This window comes from Streptomyces sp. NPDC048479 (assembly GCF_040651435.1).
GTDB lineage: Bacteria > Actinomycetota > Actinomycetes > Streptomycetales > Streptomycetaceae > Streptomyces.
Map to the genome: position 1 here is coordinate 111,118 of NZ_JBEZKA010000009.1, position 26,318 is coordinate 137,435.

At 68.9% G+C, this 26,318-nt stretch carries 25 protein-coding genes and 1 tRNA gene; 12 read left to right on the forward strand and 14 right to left on the reverse strand.

Going from position 1 to position 26,318, the window contains the following annotated elements; genetic code table 11:
* Positions 1-97 precede the first annotated feature (97 nt).
* Both AB0D12_RS16535 and AB0D12_RS16540 read right to left on the reverse strand, forming a co-directional pair.
* Positions 98-787, reverse strand: coding sequence for a TetR/AcrR family transcriptional regulator (locus AB0D12_RS16535; RefSeq protein WP_362682386.1), 690 nt, complete (start codon positions 785-787; stop codon positions 98-100).
* On the reverse strand, positions 784-1,767 hold the full coding sequence (locus AB0D12_RS16540) for a fatty acid desaturase (protein ID WP_362682389.1): 984 nt from the start codon (positions 1,765-1,767) through the stop codon (positions 784-786). Before AB0D12_RS16540 ends, AB0D12_RS16535 begins: the two co-directional genes overlap by 4 nt.
* Before the next feature lie 214 nt (positions 1,768-1,981).
* Here AB0D12_RS16540 and ppc point away from each other — a divergent pair, with 214 nt between their 5' ends.
* Positions 1,982-4,711, forward strand: a complete 2,730-nt coding sequence (gene ppc, locus AB0D12_RS16545) for a phosphoenolpyruvate carboxylase (protein WP_362682392.1) — start codon at positions 1,982-1,984, stop codon at positions 4,709-4,711.
* 191 nt (positions 4,712-4,902) lie between these two features.
* On the opposite strand, the gene AB0D12_RS16550 is transcribed toward ppc, so the two are convergent.
* From AB0D12_RS16550 to AB0D12_RS16580, 7 genes are all read right to left on the reverse strand, one after another.
* Positions 4,903-5,580, reverse strand: coding sequence for a hypothetical protein (locus AB0D12_RS16550; protein WP_362682394.1), 678 nt, complete (start codon positions 5,578-5,580; stop codon positions 4,903-4,905).
* A gap of 175 nt (positions 5,581-5,755) precedes the next feature.
* The gene (locus AB0D12_RS16555) at positions 5,756-6,223 is read right to left on the reverse strand and encodes a hypothetical protein (protein ID WP_362682397.1); all 468 of its coding nucleotides are present in this window, start codon (positions 6,221-6,223) and stop codon (positions 5,756-5,758) included.
* Positions 6,224-6,278: 55 nt separating this feature from the next.
* On the reverse strand, positions 6,279-6,872 hold the full coding sequence (pth, locus tag AB0D12_RS16560; RefSeq protein ID WP_362682399.1) for an aminoacyl-tRNA hydrolase: 594 nt from the start codon (positions 6,870-6,872) through the stop codon (positions 6,279-6,281).
* 169 nt (positions 6,873-7,041) lie between these two features.
* Positions 7,042-7,635 (reverse strand): 50S ribosomal protein L25/general stress protein Ctc, encoded by a 594-nt coding sequence (locus AB0D12_RS16565; RefSeq protein WP_362682402.1) that lies wholly within the window; start codon positions 7,633-7,635, stop codon positions 7,042-7,044.
* Between the two features lie 320 nt (positions 7,636-7,955).
* Positions 7,956-8,933, reverse strand: a complete 978-nt coding sequence (locus AB0D12_RS16570; protein WP_362682405.1) for a ribose-phosphate diphosphokinase — start codon at positions 8,931-8,933, stop codon at positions 7,956-7,958.
* A gap of 109 nt (positions 8,934-9,042) precedes the next feature.
* A complete protein-coding gene (gene glmU / locus AB0D12_RS16575) occupies positions 9,043-10,491 on the reverse strand; it encodes a bifunctional UDP-N-acetylglucosamine diphosphorylase/glucosamine-1-phosphate N-acetyltransferase GlmU (protein WP_362682408.1) in 1,449 nt (482 codons plus the stop codon).
* 109 nt (positions 10,492-10,600) lie between these two features.
* Positions 10,601-10,672, reverse strand: a tRNA-Gln gene (locus AB0D12_RS16580).
* A 237-nt stretch (positions 10,673-10,909) separates the two neighbouring features.
* Between AB0D12_RS16580 and AB0D12_RS16585 the strand changes: the two genes are divergently transcribed.
* The gene (locus AB0D12_RS16585; RefSeq protein ID WP_362682411.1) at positions 10,910-12,244 is read left to right on the forward strand and encodes a histidine kinase; all 1,335 of its coding nucleotides are present in this window, start codon (positions 10,910-10,912) and stop codon (positions 12,242-12,244) included.
* 215 nt (positions 12,245-12,459) lie between these two features.
* Here AB0D12_RS16585 and AB0D12_RS16590 read toward each other — a convergent pair whose 3' ends face one another.
* Together AB0D12_RS16590 and AB0D12_RS16595 are read right to left on the reverse strand one after the other, a co-directional pair.
* A complete protein-coding gene (locus AB0D12_RS16590) occupies positions 12,460-12,951 on the reverse strand; it encodes an SUKH-3 domain-containing protein (protein ID WP_362682414.1) in 492 nt (163 codons plus the stop codon).
* Between the two features lie 10 nt (positions 12,952-12,961).
* Complete coding sequence (locus AB0D12_RS16595) at positions 12,962-13,468, reverse strand: YwqJ-related putative deaminase (RefSeq protein WP_362682417.1); 507 nt, start codon at positions 13,466-13,468, stop codon at positions 12,962-12,964.
* Between the two features lie 216 nt (positions 13,469-13,684).
* On the opposite strand from AB0D12_RS16595, the gene AB0D12_RS16600 reads away from it, so the two are divergent.
* The 10 genes from AB0D12_RS16600 (at position 13,685) to AB0D12_RS16645 (ending at position 25,568) form a co-directional block, all read left to right on the forward strand.
* Complete coding sequence (locus AB0D12_RS16600) at positions 13,685-14,668, forward strand: SMI1/KNR4 family protein (RefSeq protein WP_362682420.1); 984 nt, start codon at positions 13,685-13,687, stop codon at positions 14,666-14,668.
* 7 nt (positions 14,669-14,675) lie between these two features.
* Complete coding sequence (locus tag AB0D12_RS16605) at positions 14,676-17,342, forward strand: SUKH-4 family immunity protein (RefSeq protein WP_362682423.1); 2,667 nt, start codon at positions 14,676-14,678, stop codon at positions 17,340-17,342.
* 359 nt (positions 17,343-17,701) lie between these two features.
* Positions 17,702-18,592, forward strand: coding sequence for a cellulose-binding protein (locus AB0D12_RS16610; protein WP_362682426.1), 891 nt, complete (start codon positions 17,702-17,704; stop codon positions 18,590-18,592).
* A gap of 137 nt (positions 18,593-18,729) precedes the next feature.
* On the forward strand, positions 18,730-19,089 hold the full coding sequence (locus AB0D12_RS16615; protein ID WP_327324071.1) for a hypothetical protein: 360 nt from the start codon (positions 18,730-18,732) through the stop codon (positions 19,087-19,089).
* On the forward strand, positions 19,086-23,390 hold the full coding sequence (locus AB0D12_RS16620; protein ID WP_362682429.1) for a DUF6531 domain-containing protein: 4,305 nt from the start codon (positions 19,086-19,088) through the stop codon (positions 23,388-23,390). Before AB0D12_RS16615 ends, AB0D12_RS16620 begins: the two co-directional genes overlap by 4 nt.
* Positions 23,390-23,869, forward strand: coding sequence for a hypothetical protein (locus AB0D12_RS16625; protein WP_362682432.1), 480 nt, complete (start codon positions 23,390-23,392; stop codon positions 23,867-23,869). The genes AB0D12_RS16620 and AB0D12_RS16625 overlap by 1 nt, the downstream gene beginning before the upstream one ends.
* A 131-nt stretch (positions 23,870-24,000) precedes the next feature.
* Positions 24,001-24,198, forward strand: coding sequence for a hypothetical protein (locus AB0D12_RS16630; protein WP_362682435.1), 198 nt, complete (start codon positions 24,001-24,003; stop codon positions 24,196-24,198).
* A gap of 118 nt (positions 24,199-24,316) precedes the next feature.
* Positions 24,317-24,757 carry a hypothetical protein gene (locus AB0D12_RS16635; RefSeq protein WP_362682438.1) on the forward strand — a complete coding sequence of 147 codons (441 nt, stop codon included), beginning with the start codon at positions 24,317-24,319 and terminating at the stop codon, positions 24,755-24,757.
* Complete coding sequence (locus AB0D12_RS16640; RefSeq protein WP_362682441.1) at positions 24,754-25,227, forward strand: hypothetical protein; 474 nt, start codon at positions 24,754-24,756, stop codon at positions 25,225-25,227. Before AB0D12_RS16635 ends, AB0D12_RS16640 begins: the two co-directional genes overlap by 4 nt.
* A 5-nt stretch (positions 25,228-25,232) precedes the next feature.
* Positions 25,233-25,568: a hypothetical protein gene (locus tag AB0D12_RS16645; protein WP_362682444.1), complete on the forward strand. Its 336-nt coding sequence runs from the start codon at positions 25,233-25,235 to the stop codon at positions 25,566-25,568.
* A gap of 112 nt (positions 25,569-25,680) precedes the next feature.
* Here the strand turns inward: AB0D12_RS16645 and AB0D12_RS16650 are convergent, their stop codons facing one another.
* From AB0D12_RS16650 to AB0D12_RS16660, 3 genes are read right to left on the reverse strand one after another with little or no spacing between them, the layout of a single operon-like run.
* Positions 25,681-25,899, reverse strand: coding sequence for a hypothetical protein (locus tag AB0D12_RS16650; protein WP_362682447.1), 219 nt, complete (start codon positions 25,897-25,899; stop codon positions 25,681-25,683).
* Positions 25,900-25,918: 19 nt separating this feature from the next.
* Entirely contained in the window at positions 25,919-26,041 is a 123-nt protein-coding gene (locus tag AB0D12_RS16655) for a hypothetical protein (RefSeq protein WP_362682450.1), read from the reverse strand.
* The gene (locus AB0D12_RS16660) at positions 26,038-26,265 is read right to left on the reverse strand and encodes a hypothetical protein (protein WP_362682452.1); all 228 of its coding nucleotides are present in this window, start codon (positions 26,263-26,265) and stop codon (positions 26,038-26,040) included. Before AB0D12_RS16660 ends, AB0D12_RS16655 begins: the two co-directional genes overlap by 4 nt.
* Positions 26,266-26,318: the final 53 nt, after the last annotated feature.

Genomic DNA, 26,318 nt, shown 5'->3' on the forward strand with positions numbered 1-26,318 from the left:
CGCGGCTGACACCCGCTCCCGGAAGGCGCGGCTGGACGCCGCGCGCCTGTGCTCGCCCCGGGGCCGGAGGCGGCCCCGGGGCGGGAGGCGGCGCCGCTCAGTACTTGCGGTGCCCTATCAACCGCGGCTTCGCCTCCAGGCTGCCCAGACCGTGCCAGGCCAGATTCACCAGATGCGCCGCGACCTCCGCCTTCTTCGGACGGCGGGCGTCCACCCACCACTGGCCCGTCAGCGCGACCATGCCGACGAGCGCCTGCGCATACAGAGGCGCCAGCTTCGGGTCGAAACCGCGGGCCTTGAACTCCAGACCCAGAATGTCCTCGACCTGGGTCGCGATATCGCTGATCAGCGACGCGAACGTACCGGTCGACTGGGCGACCGGAGAATCGCGCACCAGGATGCGGAAACCGTCCGTGTACGTCTCGATGTAGTCCAGCAGCGCAAAGGCGGCCTGCTCCAGCAGCTCGCGCGGATGCCCCGCGGTCAGCGCGCTCGTCACCATGTCCAGCAGCTGGCGCATCTCGCGGTCCACCACAACGGCGTACAGACCCTCCTTGCCACCGAAGTGCTCGTACACCACGGGCTTGGAGACACCTGCCTTCGCGGCGATCTCCTCGACCGAGGTGCCCTCGAAGCCCTTCTCGGCGAAGAGGGTGCGGCCGATGTCCAACAGCTGCTCCCGGCGTTCCGCCCCCGTCATACGGACGCGGCGCGCTCGCCGGCTCCCGGAGGGCCGGCTCTTGTCCGTGCTGCTGGTATTGCCGTCGATCGCCACGTTGTCAATCATGCCGTCTCTGCGGCGTCAATCTTGCGCCGGGCGTCAATACGTGACGCATCCGGCCAGCGCACGTCGTACGCCCAGCCCAGCTGCTCGAACCACCGGATCAGCCGGGCGCTGGAGTCGATCTGTCCGCGCAGCACGCCGTGCCGCGCGCTCGTCGGCTCGGCGTGGTGGAGGTTGTGCCAGGACTCGCCGCAGGACAGCACCGCCAGCCACCACACATTGCCCGAGCGGTCGCGGGACTTGAAGGGGCGCTTGCCGACCGCGTGGCAGATGGAGTTGATCGACCAGGTGACGTGGTGGAGCAGGCAGACACGGACCAGCGAACCCCAGAAGAAGGCCGTGAACGCGCCCCACCAGGACATCGTGACCAGGCCGCCGACCAGGGGCGGGATCGCGAGGGACAGAATCGTCCAGTAGATGAAGTGGCGGGAGATGCGACGGAGCGCGGGATCCTTGATCAGATCCGGTGCGTACTTGTGCTGAGACGTGCGCTCCTCGTCGAACATCCAGCCGATATGTGCCCACCACAGGCCCTTCATCAGCGCCGGCACGGTCTCGCCGAAGCGCCACGGCGAGTGCGGGTCGCCCTCCGCGTCGGAGAACTTGTGGTGCTTGCGGTGGTCCGCCACCCAGCGGACCAGCGGGCCCTCGACCGCCAGCGAACCCATGATCGCGAGAGCGATCCGAAGAGGACGCTTCGCCTTGAAGGAGCCATGGGTGAAATAGCGGTGGAAGCCGATCGTGATGCCGTGGCAGCCGATGTAGTACATCGCCACCAGCAGGCCGAGATCCAGCCAGCTCACACCCCAGCCCCAGGCCAGAGGCACCGCGGCGAGCAGCGCGACAAAGGGCACCGTGATGAACATCAGCAGGGCGATCTGCTCCAGCGACCGCTTTTTGTCCCCGCCCAGCGTGGCGAAGGGGAGATCGTCGGCTGCCGACGGCTTCGGGGCGTCGTCCAGCAGATGCGGGCTTGTGGCCATGAGGGTCCCCTGTGGGGTGAGAGATGGGACTGAAGATCGAGGCTACGGATGCGTAACCTACGCCATCGTAAGTATGCAGGTGCACGGCCCCGCGGCAAGAGACCTGTGGATAACGTCAGGGAAATGGACACCTATCCTGGGTGTCGTCGGACAGCGCGGTCCGCAGCCTCCAGAACCCTCCAGACGTGCTGAAACACTGCAAGGAGCCGCACCTGTGAGCAGTGCCGACCAGACCCCCACCGCCAGCGCCGAGCTGCGCGCCGACATCCGCCGACTGGGCGATCTGCTGGGTGAAACCCTCGTCCGGCAGGAGGGCCCCGAGCTCCTCGAGCTCGTCGAGCGGGTCCGCGCACTGACGCGCAGCGACGGTGAGGCCGCAGCCGAGCTGCTCGGCGACACCGACCTCGAGACCGCGGCCAAGCTGGTGCGCGCCTTCTCCACCTACTTCCACCTCGCCAACGTCACCGAGCAGGTGCACCGCGGCCACGAGATGCGCGAGCGGCGCGCCGCCGAAGGCGGACTGCTGACCCGTACGGTGGACATGCTCAAGGACGCCGACCCCGAGCATCTGCGCGAGACCGTCAGGAACCTGAACGTCCGGCCCGTGTTCACCGCGCACCCCACAGAAGCGGCACGGCGTTCCGTACTGAACAAGCTCCGCCGCATCGCCGAGCTCCTCGAGACCCCCGTCATCGCCGCCGACCGGCGCCGGCACGATCTCCGGCTGGCCGAGAACATCGACCTCATCTGGCAGACCGACGAGCTGCGCGTGGTGCGGCCCGAGCCCGCCGACGAGGCACGCAACGCCATCTACTACCTCGACGAGCTGCACGCCGGCGCCGTCGGCGACGTGCTGGAGGACCTGTCCGCCGAGCTGGAACGAGTCGGCGTCGAACTGCCCGCAGGCACCCGGCCGTTGACCTTCGGCACCTGGATCGGCGGTGACCGCGACGGCAACCCCAACGTCACCCCCGCGGTGACCTGGGAAGTGCTGATCCTCCAGCACGAGCACGGCATCACCGACGCGATCGCGGTCATCGACCATCTGCGCGGACTGCTCTCCAACTCCATCCGCTACGCGGGCGCGACGGAAGAGCTGCTGACATCACTGCAGACGGACCTCGAGCGGCTGCCCGAGATCAGCCCCCGCTACAAGCGGCTCAACGCCGAAGAGCCCTACCGCCTCAAGGCCACCTGCATCCGGCAGAAGCTCGTCAACACCCGCGAGCGCCTCGCCAAGGGCACACCGCACGAGGCGGGCCGCGACTACCTCGGCACCGCCGAACTGCTGCACGACCTCACCCTCATCCAGACGTCGCTCCGCGCACACCGCGGCGGACTCTTCGCCGACGGCGGCCTGGACCGTACGATCCGCACACTCGCGGCCTTCGGACTGCAGCTCGCCACGATGGACGTACGCGAGCACGCCGACGCGCACCACCACGCGCTCGGCCAGCTCTTCGACCGGCTCGGCGAGGAATCCTGGCGATACGCCGACATGCCGCGCGACTACCGGCAGAAGCTGCTCGCCAAGGAACTGCGCTCACGACGGCCGCTCGCCCCGACGCCCGCGCCGCTGGACGCCGCGGGACAGAAGACCCTGGGCGTCTTCCACACCGTCAAGGAGGCCTTCGAACGCTTCGGGCCCGAAGTCATCGAGTCGTACATCATCTCGATGTGCCAGGGCGCGGACGACGTCTTCGCGGCGGCGGTGCTCGCACGCGAGGCCGGTCTGATCGATCTGCACGCGGGCTGGGCAAAGATCGGCATCGTGCCCCTGCTGGAGACGACCGACGAGCTGAAGGCCGCGGACGTCATCCTCGACGCGATGCTCGCCGACCCCTCGTACCGCAGGCTCGTCTCGCTCCGGGGCGACGTCCAGGAGGTCATGCTCGGATACTCCGACTCGTCCAAGTTCGGCGGCATCACCACCTCGCAGTGGGAGATCCACCGGGCACAGCGGCGGCTGCGAGACGTGGCGCACCGGTACGGCGTACGGCTGCGGCTCTTTCACGGCCGCGGCGGCACCGTCGGCCGCGGCGGCGGCCCCTCCCACGACGCGATCCTCGCGCAGCCGTGGGGCACACTCGAGGGCGAGATCAAGGTGACCGAGCAGGGCGAGGTCATCTCCGACAAGTACCTCATCCCGTCGCTCGCCAGGGAGAACCTGGAACTCACAGTCGCGGCCACGTTGCAGGCCTCCGCGCTGCACACGGCGCCGCGCCAGTCCGACGAGGCGCTGGCCGGCTGGGACGCGGCGATGGACACCGTGTCGGAAGCGGCGCACGCCGCCTACCGGCGTCTGGTCGAGGACCAGGACCTGCCCGCGTACTTCTTCGCAGCCACCCCGGTGGACCAGCTCGCCGACCTCCATCTCGGCTCGCGCCCCTCCCGGCGGCCGGACTCCGGCGCCGGTCTCGACGGCCTCCGCGCCATCCCGTGGGTCTTCGGCTGGACGCAGTCACGGCAGATCGTGCCCGGCTGGTTCGGCGTCGGGTCAGGACTGAAGGCGCTGCGTGAGGCCGGCCTGGACACGGTCCTGGACGAGATGCACGAGCAGTGGCACTTCTTCCGCAACTTCATCGCCAACGTCGAAATGACGCTGGCGAAGACCGATCTGCGGATCGCCCGCCACTACGTCGACACGCTCGTGCCCGAGAACCTCAAGCACGTCTTCGCCACCATCGAGGCCGAGCACGCGCTGACGGTACGCGAGGTGCTGCGGATCACGGGCGGCGAGCAACTGCTCGACTCCCACCCCGCGCTGCAACAGACGTTCGGCATCCGGGACGCGTACCTGGACCCGATCTCCTACCTCCAGGTCTCACTGCTCGCCCGCCAGCGCGCGGCGGCAAAGCGCGGCGAGGAGCCGGACCCGCTGCTGTCGAGGGCGCTGCTGCTGACGGTCAACGGTGTGGCGGCCGGCCTGCGCAACACGGGCTGACGCCCGCGGCCGGATTTGTATGGCGGATGCCCCGCGCCGTGAGGTGCGGGGCATCCGCCGTCCCGGTGCATCCCGGGGCTGCGCCCCGCACCCGTTGCCGCGCGGCGGGACAAGCACTGGTATGCGATACGCGGTGCCCCCGCCGGAGTCCTCCTGGCGGGGGCACCCTTCGCAGCGCCTCTCAGCGCTGCTTAGTGCCGCTGGGCCGTGCGGCGACGGGCCAGCAGATAGCCGCCCGCGACCAGCGCGGCCGCGAGCGTCGCGAGTATGCCGATGGGCGCGCCGTTGCCGGTCTCGGCGAGGTCGCCAGAGGTGCCGTCGGCGCTCGGCGCCGCGCTCGGCTTCGAGTCGCCCGCGGCGGTCGTGGCTGTCGCGGCCGGCGTGGACGGCTGCTCACTCGGCTGCTCGCCCGGCTTGTCACTCACCGTGGCGCTCGGCTTGTCGTCCGGCTTCGAGTCCTCGCTTCCGCAGTCGGTCCAGAAGACCTTGTGCTTGGCCCGGCCGTGCTCGCCGTCGAAGTTCCAGAACAGCTTGTAGTGGCCGTCGGGCAGACCCAGATCCGTGGTCCTGCCGTGGCCGTCGCCGTCGAGCGTCAGCGAACCGGACTGAACCGTCTCGCCCTTGACGTCGGCGGTCGGGGCCCAGGCCTCGATGTGCCAGTCGACCTGCTGGCGGGCGTCAAAACCGAAGGCGTCGAGATAGAAGGAGCAGACGTGCGGCTCGTTCTTGCGGAGTTCTTCACCGGTCTTGGCATCGTGGATTTTCACGGTGCCGTTGTCGCCGGGAGGGGTGGCGAGCGCGGAAGGCGCGGCCAGCAGCGAGAGCGCTGCTGCCGCCACCAGTGCGCCGGAGGACGTGAGGGTGCGCATGGGCAATCCAACGTGAGAGAGGGACGGATGCCGTGGGGGGCGGCTCAGCGTCCTGTGAACTCGCGGGCCGGTCAAGACACCTCGTGACGCATCCGCCCCAAGCGCTGGCACTTGTCCCAATAGTCCTGGATAACGATCAGGTGAATGTGACGTTCCGGTAAGGGAGCCGGGTCGTTCAGAGCGCGAAGAACGCCCCCACCAGCAGCGCCCCGCCCGCCGCCGCCGTTGCCCAGGCCACGCGCGTCAGCCGCAGTCCGCCGCCGATCACCAGGCCGGCCAGAACCAGCGCGCCGCCGAGCGGGAGCCAGGCGAACAGAGCACCCGCAGTGCCCGTCCGCACCACCTCGTCCGTACCGGGCTTCACCACGACCGCGAGCTTCGCGCCCTTCCGCACGGCAACCGACTTGTCGATGGTCACGCCGGAGCGGGGAGCGGCCGGGTCCTCGGGCTCGTACGGGCCCGTGCAGGTGTCCTTGCCGCAACTGGCGATCTTCAGGGTGCCGTGTTCACGGCCCTTGGCCAGCAGTACGTGCTGAGCCGTGCCCCACGACGACCAGACGCCGGCGACGAGCAGCAGCGCGGCAACACACGCCATCGCCGCCCGTTGGCCGTAAAGGAGCATGCGGGTCCGCTTCGGGCTCATGGGCCGCGATCCTTGGCCATGCACACGCGCCCGGTCAACTCGCGGCCCTCCTTTATCAGGAGTTGTACGTACTTTGAGCCCGCTCCAGGCCCTCAGTCACCAGACACTCCACCGCATCCGCCGCGCGGTCCACGAGATACGCCAGTTCCTTGCGCTCCGCGGACGAGAAGTCCTTCAGAACGAAATCCGCGACCTGCATCCGGCCCGGCGGACGGCCGATCCCGAACCGCACCCGGTGATAGTCCGCGCCCATCGACTTGGTCATCGACTTCAGACCGTTGTGCCCGTTGTCACCGCCGCCGAGCTTGAGCCGCAGCGCGCCGTAGTCGATGTCCAGCTCATCGTGGATCGCGACGATATTCGCGGTCGGCACCTTGTAGAAGTCACGCAGCGACGTGACCGGGCCGCCGGAGAGATTCATGTACGACATGGGCTTGGCCAGTACAACCCGACGGCCACTCGGACCCGGCGCGCCGATCCGGCCCTCGACGAGCTGCGCCTGAGCCTTCTGCGCACGCTTGAACGTGCCGCCGATGCGCTCGGCGAGGAGGTCGGCGACCATGAACCCGACGTTGTGCCGGTTCGCGGCGTAGTCGGGCCCGGGGTTGCCGAGGCCCACGACGAGCCAGGGGGCGTTCGCGTCGGACATCTGCGCTGCGTCTCCTCGCATACGGCATACGTACAGCAGGTACAGGTACAGCAGGTACAGGTACAGCAGGTACAGGTACAGATACAGGAAACGGGGTGGCGGGCCGCAGCCCGCCACCCCGTCAAGCCAAGCCAGGCAGAGCCAGGCCCAGCCGAGCAGAGCGTACGGCTCAGGCCTCGGCGGCCTCTTCGCCCTCGCCCTCGCCCTCGGCGGCCGGCTCCTCGGCCTGCGCGGCCAGGACCTGCAGGACGACGGTGTCGTCCTCGACGGCCAGGGTCGTGCCGGACGGAAGCGGCACGTCCTTGGCGAGGATGGAGTCGCCGGCCTCCAGGCCCGCGATGGAGACCGTGACGGACTCCGGGATGTGCGTGGCCTCGGCCTCGACCGGCAGGGCGTTCAGCACGTGCTCGACCAGGTACGCACCCGGGGCCAGCTCGCCCTCGGTGTGGACGGGGATGTCGACGTTGACCTTCTCGCCGAGCTTCACGAGGAGCAGGTCGACGTGCTCGATGGAGCCCTTCAGCGGGTTGCGCTGGACCGACTTCGGGATGGCCAGCTCGTTCTTGCCCTCGATGTCCAGGGAGATCAGAACGTTCGAGGTACGCAGGGCGAGCTGCAGCTCGTGGCCCGGCAGCGTGATGTGGATCGGGTCGGAACCGTGACCGTAGAGAACGCCGGGAACCTTGTGCTCGCGGCGGACGCGACGGGCAGCACCCTTGCCGAACTCCGAACGGATGTCGGCGGCGAGCTTCACCTCGGACATGTGCACTCCTCGTATTGCAGACAGATCTGGTGGCGGTCACCCGGCCACGACAGGCCTGCTACGAAGAGCCGGCCACGACAGGCCTGCTACGAAGAGCGCGTCGATAACGGACCGCCGTACATATGAGTACGGCCTCCCTCGCCGAGCAACCTGCACAGTCTACTCGGAGCCCCCCGAGTCACCCAATCGATCAAGAGCCGATGCGCTGCCGATGCGCTGCCGATGTGCTGCGGGCGCGCTGCCGACGTGAGACCGGCATGAGGCTACGGGCATGAGAACGGGCCGCCCCCAAGTGGAAGCGGCCCGTTCTCGTAACGTACTCAGCCCTGCTCCTCGAAGAGGCTCGTCACCGAACCGTCCTCGAACACCTCACGCACCGCGCGCGCGATCGTCGGCGCGATCGACAGCACCGTGATCTTGTCGAGCTCCAGGTCGCCCGGGTCGGGCAGCGTGTTCGTGAAGACGAACTCGCTCACCTTGGAGTTCTTCAGACGGTCCGCCGCCGGCCCGGACAGGATGCCGTGCGTCGCCGTCACGATGACGTCCTCCGCGCCGTGCGCGAACAGCGCGTCCGCCGCGGCGCAGATCGTGCCACCGGTGTCGATCATGTCGTCGACGAGGATGCAGACGCGGCCCTCGACCTCACCCACGACCTCGTGCACCGTCACCTTATTGGCGACGTCCTTGTCGCGGCGCTTGTGGACGATCGCCAGCGGAGCGTCCAGGCGGTCGCACCAGCGGTCGGCGACGCGCACCCGGCCGGCGTCGGGGGAGACGACGGTCAGCTTGTTGCGGTCCACCTTCGCGCCCACGTAGTCGGCGAGCACCGGCAGCGCGGAGAGGTGGTCCACCGGGCCGTCGAAGAAGCCCTGGATCTGGTCGGTGTGCAGATCGACCGTGAGGATGCGGTGGGCACCCGCGGTCTTCAGCAGGTCGGCGACCAGCCGGGCCGAGATCGGCTCACGGCCGCGGTGCTTCTTGTCCTGCCGGGCGTAGCCGTACGACGGGATGATCACGGTGATGCTCCGGGCCGAGGCCCGCTTCAGCGCATCGATCATGATCAGCTGTTCCATGATCCACTTGTTGATGGGAGCCGTGTGGCTCTGCATCAGGAAGCAGTCGGCACCACGGGCCGACTCCTGGAAGCGGACGTAGATCTCACCGTTCGCGAAGTCGAAAGCCTTCGTCGGCACCAGGCCGACACCCAGCTGATGTGCGACCTCCTCGGCCAGCTCGGGGTGGGCGCGGCCGGAGAAGAGCATCAGCTTCTTCTCGCCGGTCGTCTTGATCCCGGTCACAGCACTGTCTCCTCAGACGTGTTCCCTGGCCACGGACGTACTGATCGCGAGCCAGCCGAATTTGTGTGCACGTATCACGGTACGCCGAGTTGGACGCACCTGTTTCCGGTCAGTTCCCCTCGGCGACCTGTTCCGTTGCCACTTGAGCCGCCTGCGCGGACGCGCTGCCGGGGCGCTTCCGAGCCACCCAGCCCTCGATATTCCGCTGCTGGCCGCGGGCCACGGCGAGCGAACCGGCAGGCACATCCTTGGTGATGACCGAACCCGCCGCCGTGTACGCGCCGTCCCCGATCGTGACAGGAGCCACAAACATGTTGTCCGAGCCGGTCTTGCAGTGCGAGCCGATCGTGGTGTGGTGCTTCGCCTCGCCGTCGTAGTTCACGAACACGCTCGCCGCGCCGATATTCGTGTACTCGCCGATCGTCGCGTCACCCACATAGGAGAGGTGCGGCACCTTCGTGCCCTCACCGATCGTCGCGTTCTTCATCTCCACATACGTGCCGGCCTTGGCCTTCGCACCGAGCTTCGTGCCGGGCCTGAGATACGCGTACGGGCCGACCGACGCCCCCTCGCCCACCACCGCGGAGTCCGCCACCGTGTTGTCCACCCGGGCACCCGCGCCGACGACCGTGTCCTTCAGTCGCGAGTTGGGGCCGACCTCGGCGCCCTCGGCGAGATGCGAGGCACCCAGCAGCTGCGTACCGGGGTGCACGATCGCGTCCGGCTCGAACGTGACCGTCACATCCACGAGCACCGACGCCGGGTCGACGACCGTGACACCGGCCATCATCGCCCGCTCGAGGAGGCGCTCATTGAGCAGCTTGCGCGCCTCGGCCAGCTGCACGCGGTTGTTGATGCCGAGGATCTCCCGGTGGTCGCCGGCGACGGACGCGCCGACCCGGTGACCGGCCTCGCGCAGGATCCCCAGCACATCGGTGAGGTACTCCTCGCCCTGGCTGTTGTCCGTACGCACCTTGCCCAGCGCGTCCGCGAGCAGCTGCCCGTCGAAGGCGAAGACACCGGAGTTGATCTCCCGGATCGCGCGCTGGTCGTCAGTGGCGTCCTTGTGCTCGACGATCGCGGTGACGGCGCCGGTGGCGCTGTCACGCACGATGCGGCCGTAGCCGGTCGAGTCCGGGACCTCGGCGGTGAGCACGGTGACGGCATTGCCGTCGGCGGCATGCGTGGCGGCGAGCGCGGTCAGAGTCTCGCCGGAGAGGAGGGGAGTGTCGCCGCACACGACGACGACGGTGCCCTCGGGGGTCCGGCCGAGCTCCTCGAGCGCCATTCGGACGGCGTGCCCGGTGCCGTTCTGCTCGGCCTGGTAGGCGGTGCGGGTACCGGCGTACTGCTCGGCCAGATGGCCCTTGACCTGCTCACTCGCATGGCCGACAACGACGACGAGATGCTCGGGATCGAGCTCGCGGGCCGCGGAGACGACATGTCCGACGAGCGAGCGCCCGCAGATTTTGTGCAGGACCTTGGGGGTCTTCGACTTCATGCGGGTGCCCTCACCCGCTGCAAGGACGACGACGGCTGCCGGGCGATTGGCGCTCACGGGAATGCCCTTCGGCTTCGGGTGGTGGACATCCGAAGGATACCGGGGGGTTTCGGGGGCGAAATAAGCGCGGGTCCTGACCGTGGAGGTCAGGACCCGAAGTGAGATGCTCCCCCGCCAGGACTCGAACCCGGACTTAAGGCACCAAAAGCCTCAGTGCTGCCAATTACACCACGGGGGATAGAACGCGGCTAAACCGGACAATACGTCAGGCCGCTGAATCGGCACCCAACACTATGCCGTACCAAGCGCCTTCTGTGCGACGGTAAAGATCAGCCCGCTTGGTGACCGTTCGGGTCGAAAGCCAGCTCGATTCACCAGATCGTGCGATCAACGCTTGTTTCGTGCGTGTTCGAACTCCTTCCCTGCTGTCGCACTCCCCGGAAAATGATTCGCGCCCGCCCGTAGGCTGGAAGACATGACCGTAACGGGGGCACACCAGGACGGCACGGGCACGACCGCCCGTAGCTGGCTGTGGTGGGGACGGCGGCGCAGTGTCGCCTTGGATGTGGGGCTGGGGCTTGTCTCCGCCTTTGAGTGCGCTCTGGAGGGTGTGGGGTTCGCCGACAAGGCATCGATTCCCGTACCCGTCGGAGTGCTGTTCGGGTTGATCGTCGGGTCCGTGCTGGTGCTGCGGCGGCGCTGGCCGATCGCCGTGGTGCTGGTGTCGATCGCGACCACGCCCGCCGAGATGGGCTATCTGATGGGCGTTGTCGGGCTCTACTCGCTCGCCGCCTCCGAGGTGCCGCGCCGGATCACCGCGACACTCGCGGGGATGTCGCTGGCCGCGACGCTGATCGTGACGTTCGTACGCGTACGGCAGGAAGTGTCGTCGGCGGACTTCGATCCGGAGCCCGGAGCCTGGTACGTACCGACGATGGCCGGCTTCATGGCGCTCGGGCTGACCGCGCCGCCCGTGCTGTTCGGCCTCTACATAGGGGCCAGGCGGCGGCTGATGGAGAGCCTTCGGGAGCGTGCGGTCAGCCTGGAGCAGGAGCTGTCGCTGCTGGCCGACCGGGCCGAGCAGCGGGCGCAGTGGGCGCGTACCGAGGAGCGGACCCGGATCGCGCGGGAGATGCATGACGTCGTGGCGCACCGGGTGAGCCTGATGGTGGTGCATGCGGCCGCCTTGCAGGCGGTCGCGCTGAAGGATCCGCAGAAGGCGGTGAAGAATGCGGCGCTGGTGGGGGACATGGGACGGCAGGCGCTCACCGAACTACGCGAGATGCTCGGCGTGTTGCGGGCCGGGGAGAGCGAACAGCGGGTGGTGACTCCGGTGCCGCTGGCGGCTGTCGGTGCCGCCGCGGCGGCGGCTGCCGCGGCCGCGGCCGAGGACGGGCCGTGTCTCGCGGATCTCGAGGGTCTGGTCGGGCAGTCCCGGCAGGCGGGGGTGGTCGTGGAGCTCGCGGTGCAGGGCGAGGCGCGGGAGTACGCGCCGGAGGTGGAGCAGACCGCGTACCGGGTGGTTCAGGAGGCGCTGACGAACGTCCACAAGCACGCGGCCGGCGCGAAGGTGATGGTGCGGCTCGCGCACCGTGGCGCTGAGGTCGCGATGCAGGTGGAGAACGGCGCTCCGGACGCGAGCGGCGGTGACGCGGCCGCGCGGCTGCCGAGCGGTGGCAACGGCCTGGTGGGGATGCGGGAGCGGGTGATGGCGCTGGGTGGGGTGTTCGTGTCCGGGCCGACGGACGCGGGCGGCTTCCGGGTGTCCGCGGTGCTGCCGGACCGGGACGGGTACGCCGAGCAGGTCTGAGGCGGTGGGGGCTGGGCGGGTGCGGGTGTCGGCAGCCCGGTTCGGGTCCAGGTCCAGGCTCGGGTGCGGGCCGGCGGTCCGGTTCGGCGGTCGGCTCGGGTCCAGGTTCGGGGCTCGGGTCCCGGCTCGGGTGCGGGCCCGGTGCCGGTTCGGATCAGGCGCGGGTCCCGGCCGGGTGGCCTCGCCGCCCGCTCGGTGGCCGTCGCCGCGGTCGCTCAGCCCAGGGTCAGGCGGGCCGGCTGGACGCCCGTGACCATGGTGGCCAGCGCCTGGTCGATGTCCGGCCCGAGGTACCAGTCGCCGGTGTGGTCGAGGCTGTAGACCCGGCCCTCGACATCGATGGCCAGTACGGCCTGGCTGTCGCCCTCCTCCCCGAGCGGCGACACCTCCGTGTCGAGCGCGCGCCCCAGGTCCGCGAGAGTGCGCGCGAGGTGGAGCCCGGCGAGCGGGTCGAAGTGCACCGGTATGGGCGCAGTGTGCCGTCCCGGACCGGGCGCCGTCACGCGCAGTCCGCCGAACTCCGCCCAGGCTTCGACGGCCGCCGGGAAGACCACGTGCCGGTGGCCCGCCGGTGAGGCGTACGAGCGCAGGGTGTCGGCCCAGTGCTCGGCCTGCTTGATGTCCCAACGGCCGGGCTGCCAGCCCGCGTCGCGCAGGGCGGCGTCGACGGCGACCGGGAACCGGGTGGTGCTGAGGTGGTCGGGCATTGGTGCGGGGTCAGCCGTTCTGGGTCGCGGTCGGGTCGACGGTGCGTACGCCGAAGTGGTCGAGCATCGCCGCGCAGGAACGGCAGGGTGGTGCGTAACTGCCGTGCAGCGGATCGCCGTCCTCGCGGATACGACGTGCCGTCAGTTTCGCTTGTTTGAAGGTCCGCTTCGCCTCGCTGTGGGTCAGCGGCTTGCGCTGGGCCCGCTTCGAGCGCTGGGTTTCCGCGGCGGTGAGATGCCGCGAGAGCAGGATTGCCTCCGGACAGCGGCCGGTGAAGCGTTCGCGCTGGCCGCTGGTGAGGGTGTCGAGAAAATCCTGTACGAGCGCGTGGAGTACGGGTGGCTGGTCGGCCTTGCCCGCGGTGCAGGTGAGGGTCTCGCCGCGTACGGAGAGTGCTGCCGCCACGGCGGGCAGGATTCCGTCGCGTCGGTGACCCAGTGCGGGCGGGCGGCCGGCGTCCGTACTGCTCCAACTGAGGCGTGGATCACCTGAAGCATTTGGTTGCGCTGTGTGCATGGTGTGCTCGTTCCCTCCCCTGCACTCCCCCGAGTTGCGGGACAGCCTGTCAAATGGGACGGGTGGTGTGGAAGCTGGGGGCTGAAACGTGTCGCCTCTTCGTCATTCGGTCACGTGTATGTGACCCTTCGTGATGGAAGCGGAGCGTCGGTCCTCCCTATTGCCCCACCGCATAGGCTGTCCTGAACCAGCCAGAAGCAGCAGGGGGCATCCGCCATGACGACAGGTCGGCTCGGGCAGCAAGCCGCGCCACCGAATGCGGCCTACACCGGGCAAGTCGTGAACTTCCCGGACCCGGTCCGGGCCTCCCGCCACCCCAGGGGTGTGCGTGTGGACGACAACGGCTATCCGGTCTTCTCGCCTTACGCGCGTGCCGCCGCAGAGATCGCGGAGCCCCCGGAGGGCTTCGGCGTGGACGAGCTGCGGCTCACCGATTACGTATCGGCGAATGCGGCGCTGCACGCCGACGGTCATGCGCTGTGGGACACGATTCCTTCGGTCGCCACTCCGCACGGCTGGACCTGGCACCACGTGCCGGGCACCCGTCGGCTGGAGCTGGTGCCCGTCGAGGTGAAGGCGCTGCTGCGGCACCACGGAGGTCTCGCGACGACGGCGGTGGACCAGAGCAAGCGGGGTACGCGCCCGCTGCAGGAGACCCGGCCCGCGCATTTCGGTCTGCCGAAGGGCGTGGTGTCGGTGAGCGAGCAGCAGCTGCTGGGTGTCGAGGAGGATCTGGGCTACCGGTTGCCGGGGGCGTACCGCTCATTCCTGAAGGCGGCGGGCGGTTGTGCTCCGGTCGGGGCGGCGCTCGATGCCGAGCTGGGGCTGCTGGTCGACCAGCCGTTCTTCACGGTGCGGGACGAGGCCGCGGTCAATGACCTGCTGTACGTCAACAAGTGCCTGCGGGACCATCTGACCAAGGATTACTTGGGAGTTGCGTTCGTCCAGGGCGGGATTCTGGCGGTGAAGGTCAAGGGCTCGGTAGTCGGCTCGGTGTGGTTCTGCGCGTACGACGACGCACGGGACCAGAACGGCTTGAGCGTGCAGGAGCGCGCGGAGCGGCTGCTGCTGCCGTGCGGCGACGACTTCGACGGTTTTCTGCAGCGTCTGGCGGGCAATCCGCCGGAGTTGGAGACCGTGGCGAACCTGATGGTGGACGGCGGCTTCGCGCGCGCCGTCCCGATCTCGGACGAGGGGTGACGGTCCGATGGTGACCTTCGCGCAGGCGCAGGAGCGCGCGGAAGAGTGGGTCAACGGCGATGTGCCCGCGTACCAGCATCGTGAGGTGCGGGTACGGGAGTTCGAGCTGGGCTTTGTGGTGTGGGCGGAGGACCGCGAGGGCGGGGCTCGTTCGGACGGCGGGCAGCAGCGGCTGGTGATCGCCCGGGACAGTGGTGAGGCGACGCTGTGGCCGGGACTGCCGGTGGGTGAGGTGATCCGCCGGTACGAGGAGGAGTACGGGATACAGGAGGAGGCCGCGGCCGCGCCGGAGCCACCGCAGCGTATCGATCTGAATCAGACGTCGTTCTTGTTGAGCCCGCCGGAGTGGCTCCAGGAGGCGGCGGACAAGATCGGGATCCCGGACCGCAGGTCGCCGGAGCGCGCTTCGGGTGTGGCGTCCGGCGCGGCTTCGAGCACGCCTTCGGGTTCGCCTTCGGGGACGCCTTCCAGTACGCCTTCGGGGTCGCCGGAGCCGGCGGGTGCGGGTGCGGGTTCGCGCGGGCCGTCTGCGGGGGCCGACTGGTCCGCCCCCGCGTCACCTGCGCAGGACAGCAACGCCTCGCAGGCGGGCGGGAGTTCGTCCGCGCCCGGCTCGGCCTGGCCCGAGCCCGGTTCCTCCGGCGGCAATGCCTCGCAGGGCGGGTCCGTGTGGCCCAGCGCCGGTGGTGACGGCGACTACGAGCCGACGGCTTCCGAGGGTGTGCCCGCCACACCGTCGGGAGCGACTCCGTGGACGGACACCAGCGCCGGTTCCGACGACGCGTCCGTACCGCTGCCGGCCACGGTGTTCGCGCCGCCGATCTCCGGGACCGATGGCGATGACGCCCCGCCGCCGGTCACCGGCGCGGAGGCGCCGACCGCGCTGATGTCGGGCGGCAGCCAGCTGCCGCGGACCGCGGTCGCCCCGGCGCTGGGCCCGCAGCCCGGCAGGCCCCAAGCGCCGCAGACACCACATTCGCCCCAGCCGCAGGCTCCGCATTCGCCTCAGACGCCGCAGTCGCCGCAGTCGCCGCCGCCCGGTGCGCCCCCGCGCCCGGGGGTCGGTGACATCGCGGACGCGGCGACGAGCAAGGCGGTCGTAACGCCGCGCGCCTCGCGCGGCAGCGGCCCCACGACTCCGCCGCCGCCCGGTGCTCCCGGTACTCCGGGTGTGCGGCCGGGCGCGACGCCGCCGCCGTCGGGTCCGGGTGCGCCCGGTGCTCCGGCGGGCGGCTATCTGCCGACGCAGCTCGTCTCGCAGCTCGGCCCGGAGGCCTCGCAGCCGCCCGGTCCGCCTGCTCCTCCCGCTCCGCCGGGTGGTGGCGTCCACCATGCGGCGACGATGCTGGCGGACCCGAGCCAGATGGGTGGTCCCAGTGGTCCGGTTCGTCCGGGTGCGCCTCAGCCGCCCGGTCCGCCGGGGGCTCCGGGCGCGCCCGGCGTTCCGCAGCCGCCCGGTCCTCCCGGTGTGCCGACGCCGCCCGGTCCTCCCGGTGGTGGCGTGCACCACGCCGCGACGATGCTGGCCGGACCGGCGCAGATGGGTCCGGGCGCGCCGCAGCCGCCCGGCCCGCCCGGCCCGCCCGGTGCACCTCTCGGTGCACCTCCCGGCGCGCCGCCCGTTCCCGTACCGCAGGCGCCGCTGCCGCAGCAGGGTGGTCAGCCGCCCGCCTACGGCTATCCGCAGCAGCCGAGCGGTATGCCGACCGTCGGCCCCGGCTATCAGGCCGTGCTGCGCTACCGCGCGCCCGACGGCTCCGAGGCCCAGTTGATCCGCCGTTCGGCGCCCGGGACTCCGCATCCGGAGTGGCAGATCCTGCACGAGCTGCGCGCAATGAACGTGCCGCCGCAGCAGGTGCTCGAGCTCCACACCGAGCTGGAGTCGTGCGAGCTGCCCGGCGGCTACTGCGCCCGGATGATCCGGGAGACCTGGCCGCAGGTGCGGATCACGTCCGTCGCGCCGTACGGCAGGGATCACGCCAGCCGGCAGCAGGGCATGCAGCATCTGCTCACCCACCAGGGTGAGTTGCACCAGGTCGCGGACGGTCCGGCGCGCCCCGCGCCGGTCCGGGCCCCGCTGCCGCAGGTGCCGCCGACCCCGCCGATCCCTCCGCAGGGGGTCGCGCAGGAGCTGGTGGCCGCGTTCGGCCCGCAGGGCATCTGCCGGTTCGACCAGCGGGCCGTCTCGCGTCAGGGCGTGCCGGAGGTCGTGGCGGCCACTCTGGTCTGGGCGGGTCTGCCGGGTGACTTCAACCCGTTCTTCTGGGCGCAGCCGGCCCAGCCGGTCGTTCCGACGCTGGCGGAGCTCGCGGCGCAGCGTCAGCTGCAGCCGGCGGCGGACGCGGGCTCGTACCTGGTGGTGGGCAGCGACTTCGGCCGGGCGATCTGTGTTCAGTACGGCACGGCGCACATCGTGGCCGTACCGGTGGAGGCGGGCCCGGGCGGCCAGCCGGTTGCGCCGCAGTTCGTGAACAGCGGCCTTCCGGAGTTCGTACGCTGCCTGGCACTGCTCGGCCGGATGTGGCGGCTGCGCTTCAACCTCAACCCGGAGCAGGCCGGCCGCTGGACGGTCGACTTCCAGGCGCAGCTCGCGGCCCTGGACCCGGCGGCGCTGGCGTCGCCGGAGAGCTGGTGGTCGGTGCTGCTGGAGCAGATGTGGGACGGACTGCTGTAGGGCGACCGTGTGGATGACTGAGGCGCCCGGCCTGTACGACACAGGCCGGGCGCTTTCTTGTCTGCCGCCGCACGGGGACGGTGTTCCGCCTGGCCAGGAGCTGACCGCAAAGAGCCTCACCAAATCTTCACGCATATGACGCTCACTCAGGCACCGGGGGAGGGTTGGCAGGAAGGCCGGCGACGTACGGAGAGTCAACGGCAGGCCGAGCGGCCTGCTGTTTGTCCTGTTTACGGCTTCTTTCACCGAATAATGCATTCTTGACCAGTATCGACAGGTGGAGTGTCGCGTTGTGAGCACTTCACTTGGATCTAGCAGGATGTGCGCCAATTGCGTTGTGTGTCGGAGAGGCTTGAAGGATGAGTGCTGCACCGGTGTCACCTCACGGCTTCGTCGCCGTACGGGGCCGTGGCTACCCCGTGAAGGAGACCGACGCCTGCGTCACCGCTCTGTCCCAGGACCGCGACGACGCCTGGGAACGTGCGGCGCGTCTCACCGTCCTCGCCAGGGAGATGGAGGCGAAGGCCGTCAGCCTGCGCGAGGTCGTCTCGGCGCTCACCCAGCAGACGTACGAGAGTCTCGGTAGTCGCGCCCAGTACCTGCTGGCGTTGACCGTGGAGGAGGCCGAGGCATTGCTGGCCACGGCGCGGGACGAGGCCCAGGCCGTGTGGGACGCCGCCGACGCGGGCGGTCGCAGGCTGTATGAGGAGGCCTGTGCGTACGCCGACGAACTCCGGGCGGACACCGAGGCGCGCGTTCAGCGGATCTCGCTCGCCGCGCAGACCGCGGCCGACGAGGCGCGTATCGAGGCCCGCCTCGAGGTGAAGGAGCGGCTTGGCGAGGCCGTGGCCGCCTGGAAGGAGATGCGCCGCCGCTGCGAAGGCATGCTGGCCGGCCTGGAGCAGGAGCAGGCCGGGCGCTGGGAGGCGATGGAGCGCGAACTCGCGCACCACGAGGCCGAGTTGGAAGCACGCCACGCCGAGCTCGCCACGTACGCCCAGGCCGGGCTTGCCGAGGCCGAGCGCACCCTCGCCGAGGCGGAGGAGAACACGCGCCCCGGTCAGGAGGACGCGGAGGCACGGGCCGCCGCGCTGATCGCCGAGGCCAGGGCCCGCGAGGAGCGGATCGCGCGCGAGACGGAGCGGGTGCTGCGCGAGCACGACAGGTCCCGCGAGGAGATGGACGCGCATATGGCGCACATCCGCAACAGCCTGGCGACGCTGACGGGCCGCGCGGCGGCGGAGGGCTGAAAGGCCCTGCGCCGCACGTGTGTTCGCGCACTTTGTGTCATCCATTTACTCTGACATGGTCATCACATGGGCAAATCTTGATCACGCTCTTCTCGGGTCGGGATTCGCAATGCGTGAAGACAACGGGGGTGCTTCGCATGGGCGATGGCAAAGGCGACGGCAAGGTCCTGGAAATCAACACGGCCGACATCAAGTTGACGGCGCCGGTCTTCCACGAGCAGGCGAAGAACCTCAGCACGGCCTTGACGACGCTGGTCACCACCCTGGACGGGCTTGGTGCCCCCTGGGGAGACGATGAGCCGGGCAAGAAGTTCTACGACGCCTACCACCCCCAGCAGAAGGCCATCGAGCGGGCCGCCGGCATCCTCGTCCTCGGACTGACCAGCATTCATGAGGCGATGTCGGACATGGCGGACGGGCATGTCGACAACGAGCAGTTGATCGCCGGGATGTTCACCAAGGCGAAGGCGAAGATCGACGGCGAGGGTGCCAAGTGAGCGTCGAGGACGAGGCCAAGGAGATCCTGCTCAAGCTCGGCATGTGGTGGCCCGACGCCGATTCCGGCACCCTGCGCAAGGCCGCCGATGCCTGGCGGGCCTTCGCCGGTGCCGTCGACGACGTACGTACCCCGGTCAACAACGCGGCCGCATCCCTCATCCACAACAACAAAGGTGAGGCGATCGACGCGTTCGAGGTGTTCTGGGAGCGCTACGCCAAGGGGAAGGACGCGGGCTGGCTCAGTGACATGGCGAAGGCGGCCCGCAAGATGGCGGAGATGCTGGACAAGCTCGCCGGCGCCGTCGATGACGCCATCAACAAGCTTCAGACAGAGCTCACCATCGACGCCACCATCATCGTGGCAGGCCTCGGGCTCGCCTGGTTCACGGCGGGCATATCGGCGGGGGCTTCGGCGATAGCAGCCGAAGCCATCCTCGAACTCGCCGGCACGCTGGGAGTCGCCGTCACGACCACGGTCGCCGAATTCGCCGCGGGCGCCGTGGTCGCCGCGGCCTTCGGCGGCGTGGAGTCGGTGGCCATCGACCTGGCCGTAGCCCAGCCAATGAAGATAGCCACCGGGCTGCAGAAGGGCTTCAGCCTGGACGAGATCAATGCCGCGGCGAAGGACGGCATGATCTTCGGCGGGGCGTTCGGCGGGGCGAGCGGTTTGGCGAAGGCCGGAGCCGAGGGGAGCCTGTTCGGGAAGCTGAACGAAACGCCTCTGATGCTGCGACCGCCGACTCTGCGCCCCGACCTCGTTGAACTGGGGCCTGCGGCCCGCCCGGCCAAGAAGACGCCGTGCGTCGGAGAGCCGATCGACGTGGCGACCGGCGCCATGCTGATGACGCAGACCGACCTCACGCTGCCGGCGAGCCTCCCGCTGGCCTTTGAGCGCACCCACCTGTCCACGTACCGGGCGGGAATGTCCTTCGGCCCCACCTGGGTCTCCACTCTCGACGAGTGCATCCAACTCGACGCCGAGGGCGTGGTGTTCGCCGCCGCGGACGGTATGCGCCTCGTCTATCCGGTGCCGCAGGTGAGTGAACCCGTTCTCCCGGTGAAGGGCGCCCTGTGGCCGCTGGAGTGGGACGGCAAGCCCGACGGCGTCATGACGATCACCGACCCGGTCTCCGGGGTCGTACGAAGCTTCAGCAGTCCCGTTCCCTCGGACACGCTCGGAACTGTCCATCTCCCTGTGGACAGCTGGCACGACCGCAACGGCGCCCGCATCGATGTCGAACGCACTGCTGACGGCATCCCCACCGCGCTGCGCCACTCCGGCGGCTACTACCTCGCCGTCGACACGCAGGGCCCACGCATCACCGCCCTGCGCCTGCTCGACGAGACCCCGTCACGGTACGAGCCGACACAGCACAACGGCGGCGGTACGGTCGTGATGCGCTACGGCTACGACGAGGCCGGCAACCTCACCGAAGTCATCAACTCCAGTGGCGAGCCCCTGCGTTTCACGTATGACGCGGAAGGCCGGGTCGCCTCCTGGACGGACCGCAACGGCACCTCGTTCGCGTACTTCTACGACGCCCGCGGCCGCGTCGAGCGCACCGAGGGCAGCGACGGCTTTCTCTCCGGGGCCCTCGCCTACGACGACGAGTCGCGCACGACCACGTACACCGACTCTCTTGGGCGGCGGTCCAGGCACCGGTACAACTCCGAGGGCCAGGTCGTCGAGGAGACCAACCCGCTCGGCCACACGACGCGCACCGAGTGGCACGAGCGGGGCGACAGGCCGCTCTCGGTCACGGATCCGCTGGGCCGTACGACGCGCTACGGCTACGACGAGGCCGGCAACCTCACCGCGCTCACCCTGCCGGACGAGTCCCTTGCCCGAGCCACGTACAACACGCTCGGCCGCCCCACGGAGGTAGTCGAGCCCGGCGGTGCGACCTGGCGCCACACATACGACGAACTCGGCAATCTGCTGACCACGGTCGACCCCGTCGGCGCCGAAACACGGTGCAGCTACGACGAGTTGGGTCGATTGTCCGCGATCACCGACGCCCTCGGTCATACGCGCACCATCGCTTCGAACGCGGCCGGCCTGCCCATCGCCGTGACCGACGAGCTCGGGCATGTGACGGCGGTGCGCCGGGACACCTTCGGCCGGGTCATGGAGGTGACCGACCCGCTGGGTCATGTCACCCGCATGGGCTGGACGACCGAAGGCAAGCCGGAGTGGCGCCAGTACGCGGACGGCACCCGGGAGTCCTGGACCTGGGACGGAGAGGGCAACCTGCTCTCCCACACCGACCCGGCGGGCAATGTCACCCGCCACACCGCCACCCACTTCGACGTCCCTGCCACGCGGACGGATCCGGACGGTACGACGTACGGCTTCGCGTACGACACCGAGATGCGGCTGACCGGGGTCACCAACCCGCAGGGCCTGACCTGGTCGTACGCCTACGACGAGGCGGGCCGTCTGGTCGCGGAGACCGACTTCAACGGCCGGACGCTCGCGTACACGCACGACGCGGCGGGCGGCCTCGTGACGCGTACGAACGGCGCGGGCGAGACGCTGCGCTTCAGTCGGGACGTGCTCGCCCGCGTGACGGAGCAGCGGACCGATGCCGGTGACATCACCACGTACGCATACGGCCCGACGGGCCATCTGGCCCGCGCGGTGGGCGCGGACGCCGAGATCGCCATCGAGCGGGACGCGCTCGGCCGTACGCTCACCGAAACCGTCGACGGCCGTACGACCACCTACGCGTACGACGTCCTGGGCCGCCGGACCCGGCGGGTCACCCCGTCCGGGCTCACCTCGGAGTGGACCTACGACCCGGCGGGCCGCCCCACCGAGCTCCGCTCCGACGCCGGTTCGCTGTCCTTCACGTACGACGCCGCGGGCCGCGAGACGGAACGCCGCCTTGGTGAAGACGTCACCCTCAGCCAGACCTGGGATGCGACCGACCGCCTTGCCACCCAGTCCCTGACGGCGCGCTCGGAGGACGCGGACCGGCTCCTCCAGCACCGCGCCTACGCCTACCGCGAGGACGGCTACCTCACCGAGATCCGCGAACTGACCTCCGGCACCCGCCGGTTCGACCTCGATCGCATGGGGAGGGTCACGGGCGTACGGGCTCACGGCTGGACGGAGACGTACGCCTACGACGTGGCGGGCAACCTCGCCCACGCCACGGCCCCGGCGCACGACGCCCCGGGCGACCGTGAATTCGAGGGCACCCTCATCCGCCGCGCCGGCCGCACCTCGTACGAGCACGACACGCAGCGCCTGATCCGTAAGACCCGCAAGCTCCTCAACGGGCAGCAGCGGACGTGGACGTACGCCTGGAACGCGGAGGACCGCCTGCTCGAAGCCGCGACCCCGGGCGGCGAGCGCTGGCGGTACACGTACGACCCGCTCGGACGCCGAATATCCAAGCTGCGCCTGGCGGACGACGGCTCGACCGCCGAGCGCACGGACTTCAGCTGGGACGACACCCGCCTGGCAGAGCAGAAGGCCTCCGACGGCAGGGTCACCACCTGGGACTACGCCCCGGGCACCCATCGCCCCCTCACCCAGACCGACCACAAGCCACTGGTCCGGGAGCCGGGCGGATCCCTCCTCTCCAAGCTGGCCGAGGACACGTCGGCCGACTACGGCACGCGCTTCCACGCCGTGATCACGGACGCCGTCGGCACGCCCGCCGAACTGGTCACGCCGGACGGCGAATTGGCCTGGCAGCGCCGCACGACCCTCTGGGGCACGGCTCTCCCCGCCCCGGCGGACCCGGCGTCCGTGGACTGTCCTCTCCGCTTCCCGGGACAGTACGCCGACGCGGAATCGGGCCTGAACTACAACTACTTCCGCTACTACGATCCGGAGACCGCCCGGTATGTGAGCCCGGACCCGCTGGGCCTGGAGCCAGCTCCCAACCCGGCCGGCTACGTCCGAAATCCCCTCGTCTGGTCTGACCAACTCGGCTTGGCGCCCTGCAAAATCCACGCCTCGGTCGCGTATCAGGATTGGGGTACAAAGGGTGCGCACATTCACATTGACGCTCATGAGGTCCGCATCTTCCCCGACGGCAAGGGAGGGATCGGAGCTGAACCGATCAGACTGAAGAATGGCACTGCCAGTGCGCGAGACGTTCAGAGAGTTCTGGATGAGATCCATTCGAATAAATCCCTCAGGGATGACATAATAGAAAAGGGTACATCCGCACGTGACAGTATGAACAAGGGTGAATTCGGTATGGCCGAGAATAGGGCGGCTGAAATTCACTTCCTGATCAAGGCCCCGGCCCTTGAGAAGATGAACAAATCAGAGGCGGGCTGATGTCGGACATCGACTTCTATGTGGACGCGGTGACGCGGAACGAGGTGCACGGCGTCCCCCTTGGTGCTGGGCCTCCGGCTTGGGAGGAAGTGCTTGGGGCGGATTTCCTGGACGATGTGCGAAAGTCGCGGATGCGCCGGGACTACGGGCTCGTGGAGGTCGCTTTCATCAGGCGAGAGGGGGTCTGGGAATCGGTGACGGTGTCACTGCAGATCCATCGCTTGGGTCGAGCGCTCGAAGGGCTGGTCCCGGCCCCGCTTGAGAGCGCCTATGGGAAATTCTCCGAGCGGGTGCGGTTTGACAATTTCTGTGCGCTGCTGCAATCCCGAGGAGGCTCGCTTGAACAGGTCGCCGATTCCTCCATTGGAGGGTTCGACCAATATCGCGAGGTTAATGCGCGATCCTCGGTTTATGTAGCTGAAGATCCGTCACAAGCAGGTCTGGGTGAGGGGTCTATTTGGTCAATCGTTCTGTCCTGAAGTAGTCGGACACGAGTGATTACCGCAACGGAAATGCCGTTTGATCCCGTGAAGGGTCGACCGTGAGGAGGCGGCCTGCGCGCGGCGCGCGACGGGAACGGGCTTGATGTGTTTTGAGAAGAGGATTGGTTGTGACTGAGGGACTTATTCTTGCCGCCGGGGCCCATGCGCCGTCGCCGCTGTTCATCGCCGTCATGGCGCTGGGCGGCCTGGTCGCGGAGTGGTGCGGTGCGAGCTGGGCGTTCAATGTGCGGGGGATCGCTACACGGCGGGCCGAGAATATCCGGCAGCGCTACCAGCTGGGCGGCGCGCTCCGGCATCTGGGCTGAGGAAGGCCGACAGCCGGGAGGGCAACGTCTGCTTGTTGGCTTCACGCACCTTGGGGGGCAGCTCTTCGTGGCGTGCGACCTGCCACGCCCGACGAATTGCCGCAGTGAGGGATGCTGAATGGACCCCTTGGAAGATCCACAAATCAGGGCATGGACGGAATCAATCGACGCTGCCCCCGACTACCTGGACTACTTGTCTCAGAATATGGGGCTGGCCGAATGGGTTGCCGTATCGCATGTGTTCTTTCCGCAGTTTGTGGAAGTTGAGGGCTGTGTTCTGTGGGACCGGGTGTATGACCCCGACAATTTCCGAATCTGGCGAGAAGAGTTGAAGGGTGACGTTAGTTCCATCGAGGCGACCCTGAATCAATTCAGGCTGTGGCAGTACATCGAAATCGACGATGATGAATCCCAACGCCGCGCCTTCGAGTTGGCTCGAGAGATCGCCACATCCTGGCGTAACTGCCTTGAACGATCGTTTCCTCGGCGAAGCTTTGACGTTCAGGCGACCGACACGGTTGATGGCCCCGTCGTGAGCTTCACGAGTCTGACCGTATGAAATTTGTGAAAGCCCATTGGGACCCAGATCCGCTCGGGTTCAGCCTGGACCCGAGCCCTTACTTGGCGGAACTCCCGAAAATTCGGGAAGCGTTGCCTGTCGACGCTCGGGAGTTTGCTTTCGATCCTGGGCACTACAGCATGCGCAGCAGTCGGTGTGTGAAAGACCTGGAGCTGGCCGGGGTCCACGTACCGACGGATAAGAACGGAGTCCTGACTCTCGAGTTCGCGCCCAATCAATGGAAGCATGATTCGGGCCTTCGGATCCGGTACTCGGGAGTGTCGCACTTCTCGATAGAGTACGAAGGATCAATTGACTGGATGCAGGCAGATACGGTGCTGCTGGACGAGATCCTTCCGGATGGCCACGGTTGCGTGCATGAAACCGCGTTGACCGATGCGTCGATTATTATTCGCAGTAGGGACTTGCGCGCTGTCTGGGATGACGCCGAGTCTCTTGGAAAGGTGTAGTAAAAGTGAAACTTGAGACGCTGGCGGAGAACGCTGGATTCGGCCCCGCTCAGGCTGCCGGGGTCCATGCGCCGTCGCCGCTGTTCATCGCCGTCATGGTGCTGGGCGGCCTGGTCGCGGTGTGGTGCGGTGCGAGCTGGGCGTTCAATGTGCGGGGGATCGCTACACGGCGGGCCGAGAACATCAGGCAGCGCTACCTGCTGGGCGGGGCGCAGCTGGGGCAGCTGGACAGGTCGCCCACGATGTGGGCTCAGGCCTGGTACCAGCGGCTGTTGGGGGCGTTCATGGCCGTCGCCGGCCTGGTGATGGTGCTCGGGGGCAGCGCGCTCTGGCTCGGCTGACGGAGGCGCCTGTGCCGGCCGGGCAGTGCGCCGGCCGCGCTTCCTGCGGGAGCACGGCCGCCCCGGCTGCCCGGGTGAGCAGCGGGGCTGAGCTGCCGGTGACGAGCGCTGACTATCCCGCCGGCGGGACCCGGCGGGCGCCGCCGTTGCGCGCACGGGTCACGCGGATCTCGACCCGTGCGCCGAGGACGTACGCGTTGCCGTCCGCGAACTCCAGTCGCTTACGCCGCCCGCTCACCTCTCGTACGTCGCAGACGGTGTGCGGGATGCCGCCCACGGCGATCACGTCGCCTCTGCGTACCCCGTCGGCGGTGACGCTGACGATCTGCATGACTCAAGTTCCTCTCGTCCTACCGGGGGCGGGCGGCGCTCTGCTTGTTGGCTTCCCGCACCTTGGCGAGCAACTCTTCGCGGCGTGCGGCCTCCCGGTCGTCCTGCGTCGGCGGCTCATTTGGCTCGCGTTCGTCGCTCATGGCGCGGATCCCTTGAGGATTGCGGCCAGTTGACGGGCGACCCTCGGGTTGCAGCGACCGAGGTCCACGAGCGGCCGCGGTACGTCGCGGGCGAGGGATGCGTCGTCCAGTCCGAGCGAGGGCAGCACGACGCCGACCGCAGCGAGTGTGTCGCGCAGTTCGTCCCGTGCCGCCTCGGCGTCCTTGATCCGTTCAACCGCCGCTCTGCGTTCAGCCGTTCCCATGTCTGCGGTGCCTTCCGTGGTTGCTCACACCTTCCACTGTTGAGCATCGGCGC

Coding starts and splice junctions, on each gene's coding strand:
- AB0D12_RS16655 (WP_362682450.1), bottom strand. CDS start 26,041: ATGAGCGACGAACGCGAGCCAAATGAGCCGCCGACGCAGGACGACCGG.
- AB0D12_RS16635 (WP_362682438.1), top strand. CDS start 24,317: ATGGACCCCTTGGAAGATCCACAAATCAGGGCATGGACGGAATCAATC.
- AB0D12_RS16600 (WP_362682420.1), top strand. CDS start 13,685: ATGACGACAGGTCGGCTCGGGCAGCAAGCCGCGCCACCGAATGCGGCC.
- AB0D12_RS16550 (WP_362682394.1), bottom strand. CDS start 5,580: ATGCGCACCCTCACGTCCTCCGGCGCACTGGTGGCGGCAGCAGCGCTC.
- AB0D12_RS16625 (WP_362682432.1), top strand. CDS start 23,390: ATGTCGGACATCGACTTCTATGTGGACGCGGTGACGCGGAACGAGGTG.
- AB0D12_RS16615 (WP_327324071.1), top strand. CDS start 18,730: ATGGGCGATGGCAAAGGCGACGGCAAGGTCCTGGAAATCAACACGGCC.
- AB0D12_RS16660 (WP_362682452.1), bottom strand. CDS start 26,265: ATGGGAACGGCTGAACGCAGAGCGGCGGTTGAACGGATCAAGGACGCC.
- AB0D12_RS16595 (WP_362682417.1), bottom strand. CDS start 13,468: ATGCACACAGCGCAACCAAATGCTTCAGGTGATCCACGCCTCAGTTGG.
- AB0D12_RS16535 (WP_362682386.1), bottom strand. CDS start 787: ATGATTGACAACGTGGCGATCGACGGCAATACCAGCAGCACGGACAAG.
- AB0D12_RS16650 (WP_362682447.1), bottom strand. CDS start 25,899: ATGCAGATCGTCAGCGTCACCGCCGACGGGGTACGCAGAGGCGACGTG.
- AB0D12_RS16590 (WP_362682414.1), bottom strand. CDS start 12,951: ATGCCCGACCACCTCAGCACCACCCGGTTCCCGGTCGCCGTCGACGCC.
- AB0D12_RS16610 (WP_362682426.1), top strand. CDS start 17,702: ATGAGTGCTGCACCGGTGTCACCTCACGGCTTCGTCGCCGTACGGGGC.
- AB0D12_RS16585 (WP_362682411.1), top strand. CDS start 10,910: ATGACCGTAACGGGGGCACACCAGGACGGCACGGGCACGACCGCCCGT.
- AB0D12_RS16555 (WP_362682397.1), bottom strand. CDS start 6,223: ATGAGCCCGAAGCGGACCCGCATGCTCCTTTACGGCCAACGGGCGGCG.
- pth (WP_362682399.1), bottom strand. CDS start 6,872: ATGTCCGACGCGAACGCCCCCTGGCTCGTCGTGGGCCTCGGCAACCCC.
- AB0D12_RS16605 (WP_362682423.1), top strand. CDS start 14,676: ATGGTGACCTTCGCGCAGGCGCAGGAGCGCGCGGAAGAGTGGGTCAAC.
- AB0D12_RS16565 (WP_362682402.1), bottom strand. CDS start 7,635: ATGTCCGAGGTGAAGCTCGCCGCCGACATCCGTTCGGAGTTCGGCAAG.
- AB0D12_RS16540 (WP_362682389.1), bottom strand. CDS start 1,767: ATGGCCACAAGCCCGCATCTGCTGGACGACGCCCCGAAGCCGTCGGCA.
- AB0D12_RS16640 (WP_362682441.1), top strand. CDS start 24,754: ATGAAATTTGTGAAAGCCCATTGGGACCCAGATCCGCTCGGGTTCAGC.